At 37.9% G+C, this 21330-nt stretch carries 20 protein-coding genes; 17 read left to right on the top strand and 3 right to left on the bottom strand.

Annotated features, from left to right (window positions below; all coding sequences use genetic code 11):
• Position 1: 1 nt before the first annotated feature.
• Entirely contained in the window at positions 2 to 1354 is a 1353-nt protein-coding gene (locus tag AAC388_RS15050) for an anthranilate synthase component I family protein (protein ID WP_068529117.1), read from the bottom strand.
• Between the two features lie 354 nt (positions 1355 to 1708).
• On the opposite strand from AAC388_RS15050, the gene AAC388_RS15045 reads away from it, so the two are divergent.
• The 6 genes from AAC388_RS15045 (at position 1709) to AAC388_RS15020 (ending at position 9866) form a co-directional block, all read left to right on the top strand.
• Complete coding sequence (locus tag AAC388_RS15045) at positions 1709 to 2557, top strand: DUF6160 family protein (RefSeq protein ID WP_206236768.1); 849 nt, start codon at positions 1709 to 1711, stop codon at positions 2555 to 2557.
• Positions 2558 to 2862: 305 nt separating this feature from the next.
• Positions 2863 to 3696: a C39 family peptidase gene (locus AAC388_RS15040; RefSeq protein WP_045437505.1), complete on the top strand. Its 834-nt coding sequence runs from the start codon at positions 2863 to 2865 to the stop codon at positions 3694 to 3696.
• Between the two features lie 45 nt (positions 3697 to 3741).
• The gene (locus AAC388_RS15035) at positions 3742 to 4932 is read left to right on the top strand and encodes a hypothetical protein (protein ID WP_342370875.1); all 1191 of its coding nucleotides are present in this window, start codon (positions 3742 to 3744) and stop codon (positions 4930 to 4932) included.
• A 12-nt stretch (positions 4933 to 4944) separates the two neighbouring features.
• Positions 4945 to 6609, top strand: coding sequence for an outer membrane protein transport protein (locus AAC388_RS15030; protein ID WP_342370874.1), 1665 nt, complete (start codon positions 4945 to 4947; stop codon positions 6607 to 6609).
• Complete coding sequence (gene filE / locus AAC388_RS15025; protein WP_342370873.1) at positions 6603 to 7895, top strand: putative pilus assembly protein FilE; 1293 nt, start codon at positions 6603 to 6605, stop codon at positions 7893 to 7895. The genes AAC388_RS15030 and filE overlap by 7 nt, the downstream gene beginning before the upstream one ends.
• Positions 7896 to 7913: 18 nt before the next feature.
• On the top strand, positions 7914 to 9866 hold the full coding sequence (locus tag AAC388_RS15020) for a protein FilF (RefSeq protein WP_342370872.1): 1953 nt from the start codon (positions 7914 to 7916) through the stop codon (positions 9864 to 9866).
• A 55-nt stretch (positions 9867 to 9921) separates the two neighbouring features.
• Here the strand turns inward: AAC388_RS15020 and AAC388_RS15015 are convergent, their stop codons facing one another.
• Positions 9922 to 10470, bottom strand: a complete 549-nt coding sequence (locus AAC388_RS15015; RefSeq protein WP_002115876.1) for an NUDIX hydrolase — start codon at positions 10468 to 10470, stop codon at positions 9922 to 9924.
• 114 nt (positions 10471 to 10584) lie between these two features.
• Here AAC388_RS15015 and AAC388_RS15010 point away from each other — a divergent pair, with 114 nt between their 5' ends.
• The 6 genes from AAC388_RS15010 (at position 10585) to fghA (ending at position 15765) form a co-directional block, all read left to right on the top strand.
• Positions 10585 to 11211, top strand: a complete 627-nt coding sequence (locus AAC388_RS15010) for a CoA pyrophosphatase (protein WP_014208431.1) — start codon at positions 10585 to 10587, stop codon at positions 11209 to 11211.
• Positions 11212 to 11233: 22 nt separating this feature from the next.
• Positions 11234 to 11761 carry a gamma carbonic anhydrase family protein gene (locus AAC388_RS15005; RefSeq protein WP_342371586.1) on the top strand — a complete coding sequence of 176 codons (528 nt, stop codon included), beginning with the start codon at positions 11234 to 11236 and terminating at the stop codon, positions 11759 to 11761.
• Between the two features lie 135 nt (positions 11762 to 11896).
• Positions 11897 to 12562: a tRNA (adenosine(37)-N6)-threonylcarbamoyltransferase complex dimerization subunit type 1 TsaB gene (gene tsaB, locus AAC388_RS15000; protein WP_342370871.1), complete on the top strand. Its 666-nt coding sequence runs from the start codon at positions 11897 to 11899 to the stop codon at positions 12560 to 12562.
• A 9-nt stretch (positions 12563 to 12571) separates the two neighbouring features.
• Positions 12572 to 13363 (top strand): class I SAM-dependent methyltransferase, encoded by a 792-nt coding sequence (locus tag AAC388_RS14995; protein ID WP_342370870.1) that lies wholly within the window; start codon positions 12572 to 12574, stop codon positions 13361 to 13363.
• 136 nt (positions 13364 to 13499) lie between these two features.
• Positions 13500 to 14951: a C13 family peptidase gene (locus AAC388_RS14990; protein ID WP_167564090.1), complete on the top strand. Its 1452-nt coding sequence runs from the start codon at positions 13500 to 13502 to the stop codon at positions 14949 to 14951.
• Positions 14920 to 15765: an S-formylglutathione hydrolase gene (gene fghA, locus AAC388_RS14985; protein WP_032004343.1), complete on the top strand. Its 846-nt coding sequence runs from the start codon at positions 14920 to 14922 to the stop codon at positions 15763 to 15765. The genes AAC388_RS14990 and fghA overlap by 32 nt, the downstream gene beginning before the upstream one ends.
• Before the next feature lie 5 nt (positions 15766 to 15770).
• On the opposite strand, the gene AAC388_RS14980 is transcribed toward fghA, so the two are convergent.
• On the bottom strand, positions 15771 to 16043 hold the full coding sequence (locus AAC388_RS14980; RefSeq protein WP_000843456.1) for a DUF2218 domain-containing protein: 273 nt from the start codon (positions 16041 to 16043) through the stop codon (positions 15771 to 15773).
• Positions 16044 to 16227: 184 nt separating this feature from the next.
• On the opposite strand from AAC388_RS14980, the gene rpe reads away from it, so the two are divergent.
• The 5 genes from rpe (at position 16228) to AAC388_RS14955 (ending at position 21312) form a co-directional block, all read left to right on the top strand.
• On the top strand, positions 16228 to 16914 hold the full coding sequence (gene rpe, locus AAC388_RS14975) for a ribulose-phosphate 3-epimerase (RefSeq protein WP_000043044.1): 687 nt from the start codon (positions 16228 to 16230) through the stop codon (positions 16912 to 16914).
• Between the two features lie 356 nt (positions 16915 to 17270).
• Entirely contained in the window at positions 17271 to 18092 is an 822-nt protein-coding gene (locus AAC388_RS14970) for a Cof-type HAD-IIB family hydrolase (protein ID WP_218660283.1), read from the top strand.
• A 103-nt stretch (positions 18093 to 18195) separates the two neighbouring features.
• Entirely contained in the window at positions 18196 to 18591 is a 396-nt protein-coding gene (locus AAC388_RS14965; protein ID WP_002115904.1) for a hypothetical protein, read from the top strand.
• Between the two features lie 41 nt (positions 18592 to 18632).
• Positions 18633 to 20570, top strand: coding sequence for a copper resistance system multicopper oxidase (locus tag AAC388_RS14960; RefSeq protein WP_342370869.1), 1938 nt, complete (start codon positions 18633 to 18635; stop codon positions 20568 to 20570).
• Entirely contained in the window at positions 20557 to 21312 is a 756-nt protein-coding gene (locus AAC388_RS14955; RefSeq protein WP_213073507.1) for a copper resistance protein B, read from the top strand. The genes AAC388_RS14960 and AAC388_RS14955 overlap by 14 nt, the downstream gene beginning before the upstream one ends.
• The last annotated feature ends 18 nt before the right edge of the window (positions 21313 to 21330 follow it).

Genomic DNA, 21330 nt, shown 5'->3' with positions numbered 1-21330 from the left:
TTTACTCTGCTGTGCTGTTCATCAAGTTCAGCATAGCAGAGACTTTATCAAGACTTTCTTGATATTCTGCTTCTGCATTTGATGCAATCGTAATACCACCACCTGCCCATAAAGAAAGCTGATTCTGATATTGTTGAAAACTACGGATAAGAATATTCCAGCGGCCAGTTCCATCAAAATTGAAGTAACCCAATGTTCCGCAATATGCGCCTCTTGCTGATTCTTCTAACTCTTCAATGATCTGCATTGCCCGAATTTTGGGAGCACCTGTGATTGAGCCTCCGGGTAAGGCTGAAAGCAACATTTGCATAGGATTAATATCATCTTTAAGGGTCGCAACGATCTCGCTTACCATGTGATGTACTTGATTAAAACTTTCAATTTCGAATAATTTTGTTGTTTTTACAGATCCTGTATTGGCATAAATGCTCAAATCATTACGTAATAAATCGACAATCATCACATTTTCTGCTTGGTCTTTTTGAGAGTTTTTTAAGGTGTGTTTAGAAATAAAATCTTTTTCTGCATTCTCATAGCGAGGCATTGTGCCTTTAATAGGTCTAGTTTTAATTTGTTTATTTTGATTGAATTCGATGAAAAGTTCGGGAGAGCAACTTAATAATTCAAAATCATCTAATTTTAAATAACCTGCATATGGAGCATTTGTAAGTTGCCATAGGTCTTTAGCTTTATTTAATAAGGATCCTGAAAATTTAGCTTTAAACTCTTGGGTTAAATTAATTTGATAGCAGTCGCCAGCTTTAATGTATTCTTGTATTTTATAGAAAGCATCGAAATATTGTTTTTTAGACCATCTTGGTTGAATAGTGGTTTTTAATTTAAATGTATTTTTAGAATTGCTGGAGGTATAATTCTCTATTTTATTTTCAATATATGAGAATAGATCAATAGCACTTTCTTCATCACTAAGAAAATACCAATCATTATCTATATATTTTAAAAAAGATCGATATTGGCCTAGGAATAGAGAAGGTTGTATATGATTTTGCCCATTAATAAATTGATGCGCACTGAAATCATAACTAATAAAACCAATATAACCACCCATAAAACTTGTTGTTGATTTAATATCTTTGTGTAAATTGTTTTCTTTAAATTGAATGAAATTTAAGAGTTGATTTAATTTTGATCTATTTTTATATTCGTTGAAATTTTGGCGCTCAAATTCTAAATAATTTTCATTTTGAATAATAATATAATCTTGCGGAAGAAATCCGATAGTTGGATTGTTATTGTCATTTAAATAAATAAGCCCAGTTAAACCATCTAATTTTTTTAAAATATCGGCAGCATTTTTACTATATAAAGAGATTTTTTTCTTTAACTGAGACATTTTTAAATAAAAGAGTGTTTAATGAGAGAGTGGTTAGTTTACTATAAGTTGTACTTCATCAGGAGAAAGTCTTTTAAGTACTAAACTTTTTGCTGATAAAATGAACGAAATTTTAACTGAGAATTTATTGTTTTTAGCAAGGTTTGTGTAGAAAAACTTGAGTGTACCGTTTGTCGGGTAGTTGGCAAAAAATGCACAACACTAGTTGAACAAAAATTAACGTAGATGTAATTTAGTAATTGCTAAGCAAAACTACTCAAGGATTGGAAGTTTCGGTTGCCATATAAAGAAAAATGCGACTTGAGACAATAGAGTGGTTAAGTCAAAAAATAAATGCTCTTGGGAGAGTGCTCAATGAAAATGTTTACTAAACTTGCTTTAGTTTCTTCTTTAGCTATCAGCGCAAATGCAATGGCAATGCAGTCAATGGACGATGCTGCGCTTAGTGCTGCTACTGGTCAAGATGGTATTAACATCGGTATTGCTTTAGGTTCTAGCGGTGTTTCTATTGATAAACTATACCTACACGATAATGATGGTTTGGCTTCATCAACAGGTATTACTGGTGCGTCAGGTACTGCTGGTGCAATTGCAATTAGTGGTGTTACTCTTACTCAAACAGGTACAGGTAATCTTTTAGATTTGGCAATTGATACAAATGGTGCTTCGGGCTCAAATGGTGCTTTCTTAAATGTTGCTGCTACAGTAGGAGCGGTTGATATTCATGTCGGTTCAATTGGTGTTGGTACTTCAGGTACTTTAAATCAAACAACTGCTGTACGTGGCATTACAGAAACAGCTCCAACTGAAATTATCTCTGGTTTGGATTTGTCTTTAGGTCAGATTTCAGCGAATGTTCAGTTAGGTGCTACTCCACAAGGTGCGATGATCAAAGTAAATTCAAGTTTAAAAGGTGGTTTAACGCTATCTAACTTTGGTATTAATGACGCTGCTGGTGGCGGTAAAATTGTCCTAGATAAAGTAATGGTACGTGGTGCTGGTAATACTACTGGTGATTTAGACGTGAATGCGAATATTTCAGTTGTACCAACTGGTTTAAAAATCCAAAATAATAGTGCTCAAGGCATGAATGTGTATGCGCAAGGTATTCATCTAGGTGCTGCTGCTAACGCTTCAATTGGTGATTTAGAAATCCAAGGTTTAAATGTTGGTACTTCTACAATTACAATTTCTGGTCACTAATTTAAAAGTTTAAAATTAAAAAAGCGCGTATTCAACGCGCTTTTTTAATTGGGTTTTAATTAAAATTTTCATAAGAATTAATAATATTGTTATATGTATACTAAATATATTAAAAGTATTGATTTTTAAAAATGAGAGTTAATTAACACTTTAATTAAAGTAGAACTATACATTCATCAAAAAGATTAAAAAAAAGCTGTTTTTTACAAAAAAAAAAGGTATCTTCAACACACAGGGATGTAGAGCTATTGCTCTAAGAATAAAATGAATAAGGCCGGTTAGGCCACCATTTAGACCAAGTGCTTATGTTAGAGATAGTTTTAGGCTCAGCATTGATGTATTACTTTGCGACAGAAGCCTTCGAAATAGAAAAAAAGCCACCGGGAACTGTTTATTATACAGAGACTGCCGATTCACGTAATTTATCATTTCATCGAAATCACATTGAACCCGTCAAGATCAAACCTGCTGTAGAAGATCAGTTCCGTGGAATTGTTCGACAAGCCTATGACTATAGTTGTGGTTCCGCTGCTCTTACAACCTTATTAAATGGATATGTTGGAACCAGTTTGACTGAACAACAGACGATGAGTGGCCTATTACAGTATGGCGAATATCAACGCATTATTGAACGTCGTAGCTTTTCACTGCTTGATATGAAGCGTTTTGTAACCGCTATAGGTTTAGAAAGTGGTGGCTATCGTGGTGAATTCTCTGATTTAGTTAAGCTTGGACAGCCTGCAATTGTTCCGATTTCTTATGCAGGTTTTAAACATTTTGTCGTATATAAAGCTTATAAAGATGGACGAGTTTATGTAGCTGATCCTGCGTTAGGGAATATCAGCTTTGACGAAAATCGTTTTAAAGAGATTTGGGATAATAATACTTTATTTGTTATTTCAGTCCCTGAATCTCAGCGTAAAGATCTATTGGCTTTAAAAGATGCAGATATGCGTCATGTAGAGGATGCAACCGTTAATAGATATGCTTTTGTTGACGTGCAATATCCGACATTTAATTATGATCGTTTAGCAAATAAAGCCTCAACCATGAGACGCGTGTTAGATAACGATAATCACTCTGCAACCTATGGACTACCAATAGAAACCTATATGCGTCTTTATTACAAACGTAAATAGTCAAATTTTAATTTAGTAAAATAAATAAATTGGGTGGGAAAAAACATGAATAATCGATGGATAAAGATGAGTGTATTGGCCTTAAGTATAAGTGCTATTACAGGGACAATTTATGCTGAGGATCAAGTACAACAAGGACAAGTAGGTGGATCGAGCCAAGATGTAAATACAAGTAGCACAGAAAGTTCTACACCTGTAGATACAACAAATTCGAATACAGCTATAGCAGAAAGCACAGTACAGTCGTCTGATACATCTGCAACGGATAATAGCCCGGTACCCGCGAATGAGGGCGGTGCACATCAAGCTGCAACTGCATTACAGAAAAAAGAAGGTGACGCAAGTCAAGAGACGAATTTACAAGAAGTATTTACTTCAAATGAGCGACAATATTCGTTAATTAAAAAAGGTGTCATCTCCTCTTATTATGACCTTGATTACACTTATTATCGTGATACGCGAATTGACTTAGCTTTATCAGATAATTCATCTCAACTTAACCGTTTACGTGTCGAAGAAGATGCTAACCATACTTTGACAAATAGTTTTACGGTCCAGTATGGGGTTTTGGACAACTTAACTTTATCAGCAACGCTTCCTTTTGTTGCAAAGTCTGAAATTATTCGCGATGCGACTACTGCAGGGTTGGGGGACATTTCCCTTGGTGCTCGCTGGGAACCCTTCCCATTAAAACAAGGCCGATTGCCATTGGTACTTTTTGGTAGTTTATCTTCTAAGACAGGGGATAGCCCATATGAAATTGGTTTAGATGAGCTATCAACAGGTAAAGGTTACTACTCAGCTGGTGTAGGCGCCAGTACTCGTAAATATATTGATCCAGTTGTTTTATTTGCTTCCGCATCTGCTAACTATGGTTTTAAAGAGTCTGGGTTAAATCAAGCCCGTGGTACACGTACATTAACCTCATTTGACCCTGGAATCAGTGGTGGGTTTTCTTTCGGTTTTGCTTACTCATTTAACTACGATGTATCTCTAACCATGTCATATCAGCAAAGCTTCAATATGAATGCTGAATTCCAGTTTGACAATGGTGACTCATATACGTCTCCAGACCAAAGTAGTGCAATGTTGTCTTTTGCTTTAGGTGTGCGTGTTTCACCTGAAACAATTGTTAATGGTACGGTAGGTATTGGTTTAACCGAAGATGCACCGGATATTTCACTTGGTTTATCGTTCCCGTTAGATATTTTAGGTTTTACTAAAAAACAAAAATAAGGAGATATGCAGGTGAAATATCCTAAATTATGTCCTTTAACGGCGGCAATTGTTATCTCCGGTTTTTCTAGCTTTGCCAATGCTCAATTAGGACAAAACCTAGCTGTTGATATCCGTTCACTATCGATGGGGAATGCTGTAACGGCAGATCCTCCAGGGATTAGTGCAGTTCATTTTAACCCAGCAGCACTAGCGAAAATTGATGGGTTACAAACAGATGTACAAGGTATTCTTGCTAACTTTGATATCCAGAGAGAGTTTTCAGCTCCTCCTGGGTATAACATTTTTGGTTATTCAGACGATCCTTTAGTTTGTAATGATGGACCAGAAATTTCTGCCAATATTTGTACAGATTTTAAAGATTCTGTACATGGTGATGTCGAGTATGCAAGCTTATATATACCCATTCTTAAAAAAATGGTTGACTTAGGAGCAGGCTACCCATTAGTTGCCCCTACAGCAGGTATAGCTTATAAGCCACCAGGCTCGAAAGTCACCTATGCAACAGCCATGTATGCGCCTTTGGTAGCTGGTTTTGGAGCGGAAAATGGCAATCCGGGTAACTATATGGGGCAACAGGTTGCTGTAGAGCGTATTACGTATCTATCCCCATCTTTTGGTTTTCAAGTAAATGATCATTTATCAATTGGTGCTTCGATTGGTATGTCGTATAACGCGATTGCTTTAAATACCGACTTACGTTTTCCTAATGAAATGATTGGTGTACTGCGTATGGTTGATGAAGTGGTATGTGCGCCATTCAAAGACAATAACGATATGATTACTGATCTGCTGTTATTGGGAATTTGTAATACGAAAGAAGGAATGAATCCATTTAATAAAATGGGGGCATTACAAGTTTCATTAGAACAATCATTAAGCCCTAGCTATAACTTGGGATTGCTTTGGGAGCCAACAGATGATTTTGGCTTTGGTATGGTATATCAAAGTGCTGCCAAGATGCGTCTCAAAGGCAAATACATGATTAATAATGCTAAAGCTCCTCAACAGTTGGTTCAGGGATTAAACTCATCGGCAACTGGGCAAATTTTAGCGGCCATTCTTGGATTACCTGGATATGTTCCTGACACTGAGTCTGGTTTAGTCGCGATGGATTTAGAATATCCTGCACATTTTCAAGCAGGTATTAAATACAAAATATTTCCAGATTTACAATTAAACTTTGATGTTGGATGGACTGATTATTCTGCTTGGGATAAGTTTAAATTTGAATTTGATAGACAGATTACCTTACTCAAAGTTGCCAAACTTCTATCGAATGATGTGACTGATAACTCTTTAGCATTACCATTAAAGTTTACTTCACCTTGGAGTTGGGGTATTGGTTTAGAGTATTCAGCAACTGATCGTTTGAAGTTACGAGCAGGTTATGAGCCGCGTGCTAGTGCTATTCCTAATGATAAGCGTAATACCATGGTTCCGATCAATAATGCGCAATTATTCGGTTTAGGGGTAGGTTATCGTTTTGATGCTGATACAGATTTAGATCTTTCTGTCGGCTTCCTACGTAGTCGTGACAATATTCCAGCTTGTAGTAGTACTCTATCGAATAAGTGTGGTGTCGATAATATTTTATTAAACCCTTATTCAGGTTTAGATGTAAAAACGAATACAAAAGTCACAGTACTTGGTTTGAGTTATAGAACAAAATGGTAAAACAGTATAAACGGATGTTTAACCCTAATTTCGCTATTTTGACCTTATGTGTTGCGATAGCGAATGTTTCTGTTTCTTATGCAGACGGATTTTATACGATTATAGGTCCGGATGGCCGTCCTATGATTGTGCCTAGTAAAAGAGTTGACCAGAAAAAACAAACCTCCTCTAAAATAGAAGAAACACAACACCAAAATCCAACAACTAATACGATAGTTGTTCCCGCTCAAAAAGTGTTTAAAGAGGAAGCGCGCAATACAGATTCACCAAAAAGAGTAGAACAACAACCACAAAAGAAATTAAATTCTGCACCGACTGCACCGACTGCACCGACTGCACCGACTGCACCGACTGCACCGACTGCACCGACTGCACCGACTGCACCGACTGCACCGACTGCACCGACTGCACCACAAAAAGCTCAAACTGCTATTGTTGCTGACAAAGAATTAAAAACATCTACTGAGAAAACTAAACCTCTCGAAAGTGAAAAGGTTAAATCAGTTGCTAATAATGAGTGGAAGAAAAAGCTTATTTTAGTTCCGCCGCCAATAAAAAGCATATCACAGGCAGCCCCATCAGCTGTCTCTTCACAAGATAAGTCTAAATTTACAACGATTGATAATATTGAATATGTAAATAATGAGTATCTTGAAGATCAGGAATTTAATCTTGAAGGTAAAAAGCGTTTTTATCTTATGCCTGACGGCTTAGGACGAACTGAATCAATAGAGCGTAAAAAAGGTGTGAGTCGGTCAACTTTAGATCAGCTTTTTAATCGGCAGGCTAAAGATGAAGACTCTACTGTTGTATTGGCTCCAACATATATGCGTTTATCTTCGCAAGAGTTAGAAGCAGCTTTTGAACAAGATAAATGTTTTATTAAAGGTTATAACAAACAAATTAAGACACTTAGTATAAATAAAGAAGTAAGTGTATGGCCTCGTAAGCCGTTGAAAGAAAAATTTGAATATGAGGTTGTACAGTTAAACCCTTCTGTTCAGTATTTAAAACTTATGTCATTTGCTGCTAGTAATGAGAAACCTCTTTATTACTGGCCTTTAGTCATCTTTTTAGATAATAAGGGTTGCATTTTAGAAGGAGTTAGTGGGTTTAAGAGTAAATCTTATCCTTCTACGATGTTACAACATTCATCAATTCAAGGTGTTTTGAAAGTACCACCTTCAGCACATTACATGATGATGACACCTTTATCTTCTGCAGTGGATGTTGCAGAAAAAGAGTTAACAAATCAGGGACAAATTCAAATTTCCGTATTACGTTAAAAATAAGCAGGGTATCTAATGAATAAAAAAGTTTTATGGCCTTTTGCACTAACCACATTAGCGATTATGCTAAATGGTTGTGGTGGCGGTAGTTCCAATATTAGTGAAGATCCGAATTCTGGTACTAATAACGGAAATTTATCTTCAGGTAGTTGTACGCCAACAACGAGCGACACTGGTGCAGAAGATACAACTTGTTTGCAATTCGCTTTAGATTATCCGATAGCTGGTATTAATTTCGATTGTAGTTCGGCAACAAATTTTCATTATGCGACTAAACTTTCAGGAAATGCGGTAATTGGGTCGTGCAAAGTAGGAGATACAGCACGTTTTTATGTTCAAAGTAAAGATAATAAAAAGGTTTTCTTAGGAAACGTTAATCTGGATACGATTGGGAAGTTTACTGCCGTTAATGGTAGGACTAAAGTGATCAATCCGATATATCTAAGAGTGCTGGATTTAGCAAGTGGTATTACAGGTAAAACTCCAGCAACATTAGATAAAAATGATGAAACAATTAAAGTAGCGATTGCTTTAATAAAAATCTTTCAAAGCATTGGTGTGGAAAATGGTGATAACCTGATTGGGGATATACAACCCACCCAACTTACAGATACAAAGAAAGATCAGCTTACTAAAATTTCTCAGAGTATAACAGCTACAGAATTCAAAAATGGTGCGTATGCAAATATTTTAAAACCTTGGTTAGATGTAGGACAAATCTCTGATGATGAAGCTTATAAGTTAGTTGTACAAACGACTAACTTAAGTAATGCTGGCATTTTTGAGTCATTCAATTTATTTACTAGTTCAAGTCCCATATTTCAAAACTATCAAGTTTTTTATGGGTGTAATAGAGCTATACAGGAAGAATGTTTTAATAACACAATTAACTTAAGACATTCAGCAGATGAGTTTTATTTATTATCAGACCGACAAGGTTATACATTAGGATATGGTTTGCAGTGGAAGGGTAATGCTATTGTAATAAACAATCAAATACAAAACCCTTATTTGTTAACCTCAAAAGTTAAACCAGCTAGATTAAATGCAAATGCACAGAATGCTTGGTTAAATCCTATTAGCCGTGAGATTCAGCCAACGAGTCCACTTCGTTTAAGCGCCTCTGATAATCCGAATGAAGATTTACAGATTTATCAAGGTAAATTCTTTAATGATTATGGAGTGGCAGGCACAGAACCTTTCTATAAATACTTAACAAAACTCAGTACAGGTAATCCGCAACATTATGGCCTCTGGCGTCAAAATGTTGATGGTGATAGCTACAATGGGATATTGAGTATTGTTAAAAGCAGTCCTATTAGTTATCTAGAGAGAAGGGTTTTCAAAACTTCTGGTAACGTAAAGGTGGGAGAGAATTATATTTTTCCTCTTTATGCGACACTGACATTTAATTTTTCAGATAAGACAATTCAACCTGTAAATTTAGGTATTGTTATTGATGAAAATGGGGATATTCGTACTGATATCAAACCTAATTCAACAACAAATGATATGTCAGGCCAATGTGCGACTGTGTCTGAAAATAGTTTAGTGGATAGTAATGGCGTACAACAATATCGAATTGGTACTACAGCGGCGACAGTTGATGATCCTTCAAATAGCCAACAGTCTGTTTACGTTCGTATGATTTTATCTAATCCGAAATTTGAGAATATTGATGGTGTGATGGTTGGGGTAACTTTTGTAGGCGTTTCTCCGGGGCCTGCGAAATTGAATCTATTTAATTTATTGGCAAATAAGGTAGATAGTACGAGCATTGATTTCGATACTAATACTGCTTGGTTTAATGCGCATGCGGCAGCTCAAGAAAGCTATAATACGCTTAAGGATGTGCCTGCTCCAACCGCTGCGGATAAAGCTTTGGCTCAACGTAAATTTGGTACAGTAACAATCAAACTAGCGGATCAATCTATTCCAGCTTGTAAAGCAATTAAAACTAAGTCTTAACATATTAAACAAATAAAAAAGACCGCTTAGCGGTCTTTTTTTATTATCTAATTGATTAACCCGTATGATCTAAACGCGTACCCAAAGTTTCAAGATGTGTTGGGAAAACTTGTTTTTTACGGTCTTCAAAATAATGTCTTAGTGTATGTTCAACACTAGGGAACGCAAGTTCACCCCATGGAATTTCATGTTCTTCAAACAGGCGACTCTCGATGCTTTCTTCACCTGCACCAAAAATGCCATCTTTCAGCTGTGCTTTGAACAGTACATAAATTTGGCCAATACGCGGAATATTGTACATGCAATAAAGTTGTTCTATTTCTATCTCGGCTTCTGCTTCTTCACGGGTTTCACGTGCTGCACCTTGTTCCATGGTTTCGAACAATTCCATATAACCAGCAGGTAATGTCCACAAACCATAACGAGGTTCAATCGCACGACGACAAAGTAATACTTTGTCTTCCCATAACGCTAAGGCACCGCAGATTACTTTGGGGTTTTCATAATGAATATTTCCACAATGAGTACAAACACGGCGTACTTTATGATCACCTAAAGGAATTTTTTGTTCGGTTTTATGCCCACACGCTACACAGAAACTCATAATTATCATCGAGTATAGAGATGCCTCAGCATAACTGAATTTTTAGACTTACGCATCAACTCTATTCCCTAACTTTGATTTTCAGATATGATGCAAAGAGAGATAGAATAATAGGTGAATGGTATGGAAGAGCACTTGCTAACACAAAAGTTACAGCAAAGATTGCGCTTTTCCACCCGCATACAAGAAGCACAAGCAGCAGTACTGATTGCAATTACGAATGAGAATGATCCAAAGGTACTGCTTACACGCCGTTCAATACATATGAACAACCATGCGGGGGAAGTTTCTTTTCCGGGTGGAAAGCGTGATCCTAGTGATACTAGCAATATTGTTGTAGCCTTAAGAGAAGCTCAGGAAGAGACAGCTTTAAATCCGTTTGATGTACAGTTGTTAGGTGATTTGCCGATGCAGCGTGCAAGAAGCGGTTTGTCTGTAAAACCGATCGTTGGGCTTATTCCTCCTGAGGTCACTTTAATACCTCAGCCTACCGAAATTGATCGAATTTTCTTTGTCCCATTACAGCAACTTATCGAGACGCGTCCAACACCCTATGAAGTTCGATATGCTCATCAATCTTTATATTTTCCAAGCTTACAGATTGATAATGAAATTATTTGGGGCTTAACTGCTCGTATGTTAGTTGCTCTGTTTAAATATGGATTGGGTTATCAAAAAGATTGGCCATTTTTACTCAACTCACCAACCTTTGGAATGCCAAAGTTTTCTCATAAAAAATAAAGATCAGGATTGATAAATTATGATGTATAGCTATCAAGGACAGCACCCAAAAGCATTACATGAGCCATGGGATGGCTGGGTTGCTCCAACTGCAACGCTTATTGGGCAGGTAGAACTAGGCCGTCAGGTCAGTATTTGGTTTGGTGCAGTAGTTCGTGCTGATAACTGTATAGTTCGAATTGGTGATTTTTCTAATATTCAAGAAAATTCTGTCTTACATACTGATGCTGGACTTGAGTTAAATATTGGTGAATATGTCACAGTCGGTCATAAAGTCATGCTGCATGGTTGTACGATTGGTGATAATAGTTTGATTGGTATGAACGCCGTAATTTTAAATCGGGCGGTGATTGGTAAAAATTGTATTATCGGTGCTAATGCTTTAATTCCTGAAGGGAAGGTGATTCCAGATAATTCAGTGGTGATGGGTTCACCAGGCAAAATTGTCAAAACTTTAGATGAAGATGGGGCAGCGAAAATACGCTTGAGCGCATTACATTATGCTGAACACTTTAAGAGCTATGCAGATTTAAAAGAGTTTCACTTTTAAAATCTTTTAATAAGTTATTTTCTATGCCAAGCACAAGCTTGGCATTTTTATTTAGAGATAGAACAACTCGCCTATCAGAGCCGAGTGGGGTATCATAACCCTCGTTTTTAATCTGATTTAATACTAAGGTTGTGCATGAAATTGCTGGCGTTGGAAACTGCAAATGAGCAGTGTTCTATTTCATTAGTCGATGAAACCCAAGAACTGTTTTTTCAACTCGATACGCGGGCGAAAGCACAAACCCAGACCATTTTGCCTATGATTGAGCAGGGGCTACAACAAACAGGTCTTGAATTTGCTGGTTTGGATGCGATTGCCTTTAGCCGTGGGCCAGGTTCTTTTAGTGGTGTTCGAATTAATGCTGCTGTTGCCCAAGCTTTAGCTTGGTCACAAGATTTACCTGTGGTTCCAGTTTCTACATTGCAAGCTTTAGCACAAGCGGCATACCGACTTGAAGGTTTGGAGCAGGTGACTGCGGTGCTCGATGCACGTATGAACGAAGTTTACATTGCAAGTTATGTTTTAGATGAACAAGGAATTATGCAGTGTATTGATGAAGAAAAATTAATGAGCTATGAGCCAGCAGCTGCTTATGCAAAACATTGCTTAATTGGTTCGGGGGCAAAGTTACTTCAAGTTGATGCAGAGCATCAAACAATCACTGCAACTGCACAGGATATTGCTTCTATTGCACGTGTCTATGCTGCACAAAAGCAGTGGGTTGATGCCGAACATGCTTTGCCAGTTTATTTACGTGATGATGCATGGAAAAAAATAGCGGATCAGGGTAAAGCAAAATAAAGGCTAATCATGCACATATATTTTGAAGTAGATTTTCAAGAACAAGCACAGCACTACCAAGCTGTGCTTTGTTCTAGAGGTGTGACTGTCGATTTACAGCCAATTGAAAAGTTGAATGCACGGTTTTTACGCTTCAATCCTGAAATTGCCCTTTGTGTAGATGAAAACGGACTTTGGTTATCTGCTAATGGCATGAAAATGCAGCCCGACTGGAAAGCAGAAATTCCACGTTTAAAACGTGCAAGTCTTAAATCGGAAATGATTGCCCGTGCTTGTCAGTTAGGTGAAAAGCCGGTACTGGTTGATGCAACAGCGGGTTTAGGCCATGACAGCTTACTTATGGCTTATCTAGGTGCCCAAATCCAGCTCGTTGAGCGCCATCCGATTTTATTTACTTTACTTGAAGATTCAAAAGCTCAGGCGGAACATGATCCATTTTTAAGTCAATTTATGGATCGTATTCAACTGATCTTTGCTGACTCTGGAAGCTATTTACAGCAATTACTTCAAGAAGCAAAAAAGATTGATGTAGTCTATCTTGACCCGATGTTCCCACAGCGCGACCAGCATCAACAAGCAATTAAAAAACAAGCTCAAGTCAAAAAACAAATGCAGCTTTTACATCTTCTTTTACCTGAAGATGGTGAGATGGATTTGGGGGATAATTTGCTAGTTTTGGCACAGAGAGTTGCTAAACGTGTAGTCGTTAAGCGGCCACGCCATGCTATTTTCTTGGCAAATCAAGAGCCAGCTCATCAATGGCAAGGGGATGCTTGTCGTTTTGATGCGTATTTTCAGTAGGCTTATGTAAGGTTAGGTTTTATTGCTTGAATAATGCACAAATATATGTGATATAGTTCAAAAGCATGATTGCTAAAATTCTTAGCAGGCATACACTTAAGATGCCTGTCAAAAACGAAATTTTTGAAAACCTTTTATGATTGATCTTAAACCCTCCATTAACTTTTGGCATGATTTTAAAAGCAACCAAATTGCCGGAATGTGGCTGTTTTTGGGGTCAAGACGTTCTTTACAGATTGTACATCCATCTATTCTTCAACTTATTGTTTGGGGAATTTTAGGGGGGTGTACTAACTCTCTTTACAGCTGGCTTGTAGCTGGTCAAATCGGTGATTTTAATTCACAAGGTTTAATTGGTTATGCACTTTGGCCATTCATTGCTTTAATTGTTGGTATTTTCTTATCTCAGCGAACCAACCAACCTCGCTTAATGCTAGTTCCTGCTTTACTTTGGCTGGTTCTAGATACAAATATCTTATTAATTCAATGTTTAATCCAGTATTTGGGGTCTAACGGTTATCTCAACTTTATTCCCGATGCTATTTATAACGGAATTTTACCGAGTTTATTTGTAGCTTTATTCGTGTGGCAAAGTTTAGCCGTAATTTGGGTTTTCTCACGTGAGCTTAAGTGGCCATGGTGGGAACGTGCACTGGTTATGGTTGCGACCATTGCAACGATGGTGGTTTGGCAACTTTCTGTAAAAGATCAACCGATTTGGAAGGTCGAAGATTCGGCTCCAACGTTTGCTGAAGATGCTTTTTATGCGCAAAGTAAACTGTTAAATGATTCTTTAGAGCAAGTTCAATATGGTGAGCTCGCCAAAAGCCATTGGTACTTTTTAGGTGTTGCTGGTGATAGTTATCAAGATGTTTTTAAATCGGAAGTGGTCCGTATTAAAGAACAGTTTGATACACGTTTCGGAACGATTGGCCGTTCGATGATGTTAGTCAATAATCCAGATACCCGTACAGAGATCCCAATTGCCTCTAAAACCAGTATCGAGTTAGCCCTACGCCGTATGGGGCAGCAGATGAACCGTGATAGTGATGTCTTATTTCTATATATGACTTCACACGGTGAACAAAATCACTTTGAAATTGAAAATGCACCATTAGATTTAGGGCAAGTGGACCCGAAATGGTTGCGAGAAACACTGGACAAGTCTGGTATTCGCTGGCGTGTGATTGTTATCTCAGCCTGTTATTCAGGAAGCTTTATTCCTGCTTTACAGTCTCCTGATACCTTAATCATTACCGCATCTGCTGCTGATAAAACTTCTTTTGGATGTAATAACGAAGCTGACTATACCTATTTTGGACGAGCTTTCTTTGATTTGGCTATGCGAGAGCAATCGTCGATGAAAGATTCGTTTAACACAGCTAAGCAAACGGTAACCAAATGGGAAGTGGCTCAAGGTGTTGAACCTTCAGAACCTCAGTGGATGATCGGTAAAAATATGGAACTTATGCTACCTCAATTGGAAAAGTATCTATTTCCTCAGCAAAATATGGGTAGTGTAGATATTGCTCAAACAAAAACAGAGGCTAAAAACGATGCAACTCCTGCAAAAAAACCGCTGCTTTGAGGGCGAGCAGCGTATATACCAATTTGAATCTTCTTATTTAAAAGGACCAGCGAAGTTTGGTGTTTATTTACCACCAGCAGCTTTAGAGGGTAAAGCTTGCTCAACTTTGTTTTACTTAGCTGGGTTAACGTGTACTGAAGAAACTTTTGCCATTAAAGCCCATGCACAGCATATGGCAGCACAACTTAGTCTTATCTTGATTACACCTGATACTTCTCCTCGTGGCGAACAGGTTGCGGCAGGGGATCATTGGGATATAGGTCAAGGTGCGGGCTTTTATATTAATGCTACAGAAGCACCTTGGTCTGAGCATTATCAAATGGAAAGTTATTTAATTGATGAGCTATATCCACTCATTTTAAAAAGCTTTCCTGTAAACGATCAACAAGTTGGTATCTTTGGGCACTCAATGGGTGGCCACGGCGCATTGACTTTGGCTTTTAAATATCCTGAGAAATTTAAGTCGGTATCTGCTTTTGCTCCGATCTGTGCACCAACAGAGTGTGCATGGGGAAACAAAGCGTTTAGCCATTATTTAGGTGCAGATCGCAATAGCTGGTTAGCTCATGATGCTACAGCTTTAGTCTCAAAGAATGGTGCAATATTTAGCGAAATTTTGGTGGATCAGGGATTGGATGACCAATTTTATGAACAACTTCACCCTGAAAAATTTAAGCAAGCATGTTTAAAAGCAGGACAGCCTTTAACTTTAAGACAACATGCTGGCTATGACCATGGTTATTATTTCATTCAAACCTTTATGGATGAGCACTTACAGTTTCATGCAATCCAGTTAGAAAAAGTATTTGGCTAATTAGTTTAGTGTTGCCATTCAACTTGAAATTCTTGTTGAGCCATACGGTTTAGATGATCAAGAACAACTTTTTCTAAGTGGTTGTGGTCATCTAACTGACTATCAATAGCAACGTTTAACTGCTCTGTTTCTGGTGCAAGCGTGATCGTTGCTGTAGGCATTAAGATTTTAAAATCCTGTTCAGTTTCTTGTACTTCAAATTTGTGTTTCCAATGATTAACTAAACGTTTTGCAATGCGTTTTCCATCGTTTGTTAATAGATGAGTTGTGCTTTTCATTATCAATCCTCACATTGGTTTAATGTACCTTAACAAATTCGTTTCGCCATTAGCATTCTATTGTTGCAACGTTACGTTTCAAGTTTGAAATGTTGTCATTTAAGCAAGGAAGGGCGGGCCAATTAGGTTCTTTTTTGTTATAATTTTTAGCCTCTCCTTAAACTTCTAGCCAGGTCATCCACCTATGTCCAAGCCTTATTTGATTGCTCCTTCTATTTTATCTGCCGATTTTGCTCGTTTAGGCGAAGATGTAGACAAAGTGTTAGCCGCAGGTGCAGATGTAGTGCATTTTGACGTTATGGATAATCACTATGTTCCAAATTTAACTTTTGGTGCAGGTGTATGTAAGGCTTTAAAAAACTATGGGATTACAGCTCCTGTTGATGTGCATCTAATGGTATCTCCAGTTGATCGTATTATTGGAGACTTTTTGGAAGCAGGCGCAGATATTATTACATTCCACCCAGAAGCATCTCACCACATTGACCGTTCATTACAGCTGATTAAATCTGGTGGTGCTAAAGCAGGTTTAGTTTTCAACCCAGCAACACCATTGCATTATCTAGATTATGTACTTGATAAAGTTGACCAAATTTTATTAATGAGTGTAAACCCGGGTTTTGGTGGACAAAAGTTCATTCCAATGACTTTAGAAAAATTACGTGAAGCTCGTAAAATTATTGATGCAAGTGGCCGTGATATCCGTTTAGAAGTTGATGGTGGTGTTGGCCCTGCAAATATCCGTGAAATTGCAGAAGCTGGTGCAGATATGTTTGTTGCGGGTTCCGCAATTTTTGGTCAACCCGATTATAAAGTTGTGATTGACCAAATGCGTGCAGAGCTTGCGAAAGTAGGCAGTGTTGATGCTTAAAAAGATAGAGTTAATCTAAAATAGACTTGTGGATAACTTTGTTTATAACTGTATGGATAACTGTGTTGATAACCGTATGGATAAGATGTTGGTAAAATAAACAAAATTAGATCAACCGTTTATTCTATAGACAAAAACTATGAAAAAAGAACGTTTTGGCGTTCTTTTTTTATGCGTGTTGAATAATTTATTAGCTGGTTTTTTATTAAGCTTTGCTAAAAAATAACCTGTGCAAAAAACGATGCAGCTTTGTGTAAAACTTTTTGTGCATAGATACGTATAAAACTGTAAAAGTGTCATGAAAAATAAAGCTAAATTTGGTTTAATAAGTTTTTAGTAAGAGACCTTGATCATTAATGACAGTAAAAATTTTAGCGGTAGATATGGATGGGACTTTTCTTAATTCCAAAAAGCAGTACAACAAAGCACGTTTTTTAAAACAATACGAACAACTAAAACAAAATAATATTCATTTTGTGGTAGCCAGTGGTAATCAACTTGCAAAACTTGTTACCTATTTTCCAGAGATTAATCATGAGATTGCATTTATTGCAGAAAATGGCGCACATGTTGTAGATGCTGGGCAAGAAATAGCTTTTGCTCATTTAAGTCAGCAACAATACGTTGAGATTTTAAAAGCGATTGACCCAGCGTATACCTCAACAATGGTGATCTGTGGAAAACAAAGTGCTTACGTGCATAGAAGTATGAACGCAGAAGACTATGCCAAAGTTGCCCGATATTTTGAAAAACTGACAGTTGTAGATGACTTTTATGCACTAGATGACTTAGTGTGCAAAATTACTTTTACCGCTCAGGAAAACGAAAGCTTTGCGATTTTTGAACATTTTCAGAAGCAAAGTTTTGTAGCAGATAAAGTTTTGGTACCTGTTTCAAGTGGTTTTAATTTTATCGATTTGATTCTTCCCGACCAGCATAAAGCACATGGTTTGAAGCTGTTACTACAAAAATGGCAGGTTGAACCTAATCAAGTGGTTGCGATTGGTGATAACAACAATGATATGCAGATGATTAAAGCTGTGGGTTATGGGTTTGCAGTTGAAAATGCAGTAGAAGCATTAAAAGCGGTGGCGCCTTATACCACTGTAAGTAATGAACAAGAAGGTGCATTAGAGGTGATTGATTTAGTCCTTCAGCATCAACCTCCATTTGCTTAATTGCTCTATAACAAGCATTTAAGATAGAAAATTGTATCTCTTTTAAAACTTCGTTATGCTAATGGCATTAAGATCACTCATCGGCTCTAGGTGATAAATCACAATGGCTCTACAACACTTACGCAAGTATGCTTGGTTTGTGTTCCTAATGGCTTTCGTCATTGGGTGGAGTGGTGTGTCTATTGCACAGACGCCTATGCAACATGATCTTCATACTATGCCGTGTCATAGTGAAAAATCTTCGCATAACAATATGCATACTCAAGCAAATGATCAGACCGTATGTCATCAAAAGATGACTCAGTCTCTTCATTCGCATGGTGAGCATTGTCAGGACTGTAACCCAGTTCATTGCCAAATGGTGAATTTAGCTCTGCAGCAAGCTGTACCTGACGTTGAATCCCCACTTATTCCTATTTCATATCAATTTAGCAGTATTTATCAGGCTCAACATTTAGCTGGATACTGGCAAGAGATTTTACGTCCTCCTAAAGCTTGATCCTTATTTACTTATTTTTTTAATTAAAAAGGATCACAGCAATGTCTCATAAAACAATTAGCAGTTTAGTCGCTGTATTTGGGCTATTGGTTTCACCATGGTCACTCGCAGCAATTAAGGAATATCACCTTAATATTAATGAACAACAGGTCAATGTTACGGGCCAACTTTTAAAACGAATTACCGTAAATGGCAAGTTTACAGCACCACTCCTTGAGTTTGAGGAGGGGGATGACGCTGTTATTCATGTTCATAATCAGTTAAAGAATCAAGATACTTCTTTGCACTGGCATGGGTTATTACTGCCAGGGTTAATGGATGGCGTACCGGGTTTCAATGGTTTTAAAGGAATCGCTCCAAATGGAGATTTTGTTTACCGCTTTAAGGTGAAACAAAACGGCACCTATTGGTATCACGCGCATAGTAAAGGCCAAGAGCAAGATGGTTTATATGGACCACTCGTGATTTACCCAAAAGGCAAGATACCTGTTGCTGCTCATGAGAAAACAGACCGTGATTACGTGGTAATGCTTTCAGATTTTCATAATTCTTCTAGCGATAGCATTATGAAGAATTTGAAGAAATCTGCTGAGTATTATCAAAACCGCCGTGAAACTGTATCTGATGTTTTGAAGCAAGTTAAAACACAAGGCTTAAAAGCAACTTGGCAAGATCGTTCGATGTGGAATCAGATGCGGATGTTAAAAACCGATATGTCTGATGTGACGGGCTATACCTTCTTAGTCAACGGTAAAACACCGCAGCAAAACTGGACAGCTAACTTTAAAGCTGGTGATAAGGTTCGATTACGATTTATTAATGCATCAGCGATGTCATTTTTTGATGTCAGAATTCCAAATTTGAAAATGACTGTTGTGAGTGCAGACGGGCAGCCAGTTAAGCCAGTTGCAATTGACGAGTTCCGTATTGGTACAGCCGAAACCTACGATGTCATTGTAGAACCTACGCAATCAAATTATCAGATTGAAGCAGAGTCTATTGACCGCAGTGGTTTTGCCATTGGGACTTTGCATAATGAAAATGCGCAGGCTGTAGGGCCAATTCAAATGCCGCAGCCACGTCCACGTGCTTTGTTAACTATGGAAGATATGGGCATGAGTCATGGCAATGGGGCAAGTGATGAACATGTTGGCCATCAAATGAACACGCAACATGACATGTCGGCGATGCCCGAAATGAAAAAAGAGGCGAGCCATGCTAATCATGATTCTACAATGATGAATATGGATCATGACATGAAAAATAAGTCATCTGGCGAACATGATCATTCCATGGTGCAAATGAAGCATGACATGTCAGCGATGCCTGAAATGAAGCATGATATGCAGGCAATGTCAGCTAGCGAGCATGACCACGCTATGATGAATATGAATCATGAGATGCCTGCGCAATCTGAGAATAAGCCTAAAAAGGATGAACCCGTTTATGGCTGGGCAAATGCTTCAACACCAGCGGGTATGAAAGCACTGCAATATAGTGATTTGCAATCTTTAACACCTCAGTCAGACACGCGTGCACCAGAACGTGAATTAGTTATTCGTTTAGGTGGCAACATGGAGCGTTATATCTGGACCATTAATGGCAAAAAATTTAGCGAAGCTGAGCCATTACAAGTTAAGTATGGCGAACGTATTCGCTTGAAGTTTGTGAATGACAGCATGATGGCCCACCCAATGCATTTACATGGCATGTTCATGCAATTAGAAAATGGCCAAAAAGCTGAAAACTTACCAAATAAACATACTCTTATTGTTCCACCTGGAAAAACCGTTACTGCGTTATTGACAGCCGATGCATTAGGCGAATGGGCGATTCATTGCCATTTGCTCTACCACATGAGTGCGGGAATGATGAATAAGTTGATTGTTGCTCAAGTGAATGATGGACAACAACCTGCTCAAGCTCAACCATCTGTTCAATCTGAAAATGAGAAAGGAGCTAGTCATGCGCATCACTAAGTTATTTTCTCAAATGATATATTGTGGTGCTTTCTCGAGCATATCAGTATTTACTTTTGCTCAAGAGCCTTTAACTCATGATCATTTACGCGAACACGGTGGTCAGATCTATCAAGCAACCACGATTGATACGGGATGGACTCAAGACGAAGAGGGAGAAGGTAGTTTTTCTTCGGAATTAGAAACTTGGGTGGGAACGGATGAAAATAAATTGTTCATTAAAGCCCACGTTGAAAAAGCAGAGTCAGAAGATGCCAATTATGGCGGTTCAGTACTTTATAGTCGAAATGTAGCTGACTATTGGGATGTACAGGCCGGTGTAAACTACGAACGTTTGCAACGAGAAGATGAAAAGCAAGATCGTTGGGCTGGTGTTGTGGGTTTACATGGCATGGCACCATACTTTTTTGAAACCGATGCATATCTTTATGCAGGTGAAGACCAGCTATGGAAGTTAAGTTTAGAAACGGAAAGGGACTTGCTCTTTACCCAAAAGTTAATTGGTAAACCTTATTTAAAAGCAGATGTTGTTTTGCAAGATGAATCTCGCTATGCCAATAAAACAGGGCTATCTAGTTTACAAGTTGGCTTTCAAACCCGTTATGAAATCAACAAAAAGGTCATGCCATTTGTTGATGTCGGTTATGGTTATGAAAAAGGTTTAAAACAAACTGCTTGGCAAACTGGAACCGACTCCGAACATGGTTGGTATTATGGAGCTGGGTTAACACTAAAATTCTAATTGCCGAACAAAAAGTAA

The sequence above is a fragment of the Acinetobacter sp. D009 genome (assembly GCF_038562025.1).
Classification (GTDB): domain Bacteria; phylum Pseudomonadota; class Gammaproteobacteria; order Pseudomonadales; family Moraxellaceae; genus Acinetobacter; species Acinetobacter pittii.
Note: the sequence above shows the minus strand (reverse complement) of the source record. Positions and strands in the feature narration are given on the sequence as shown.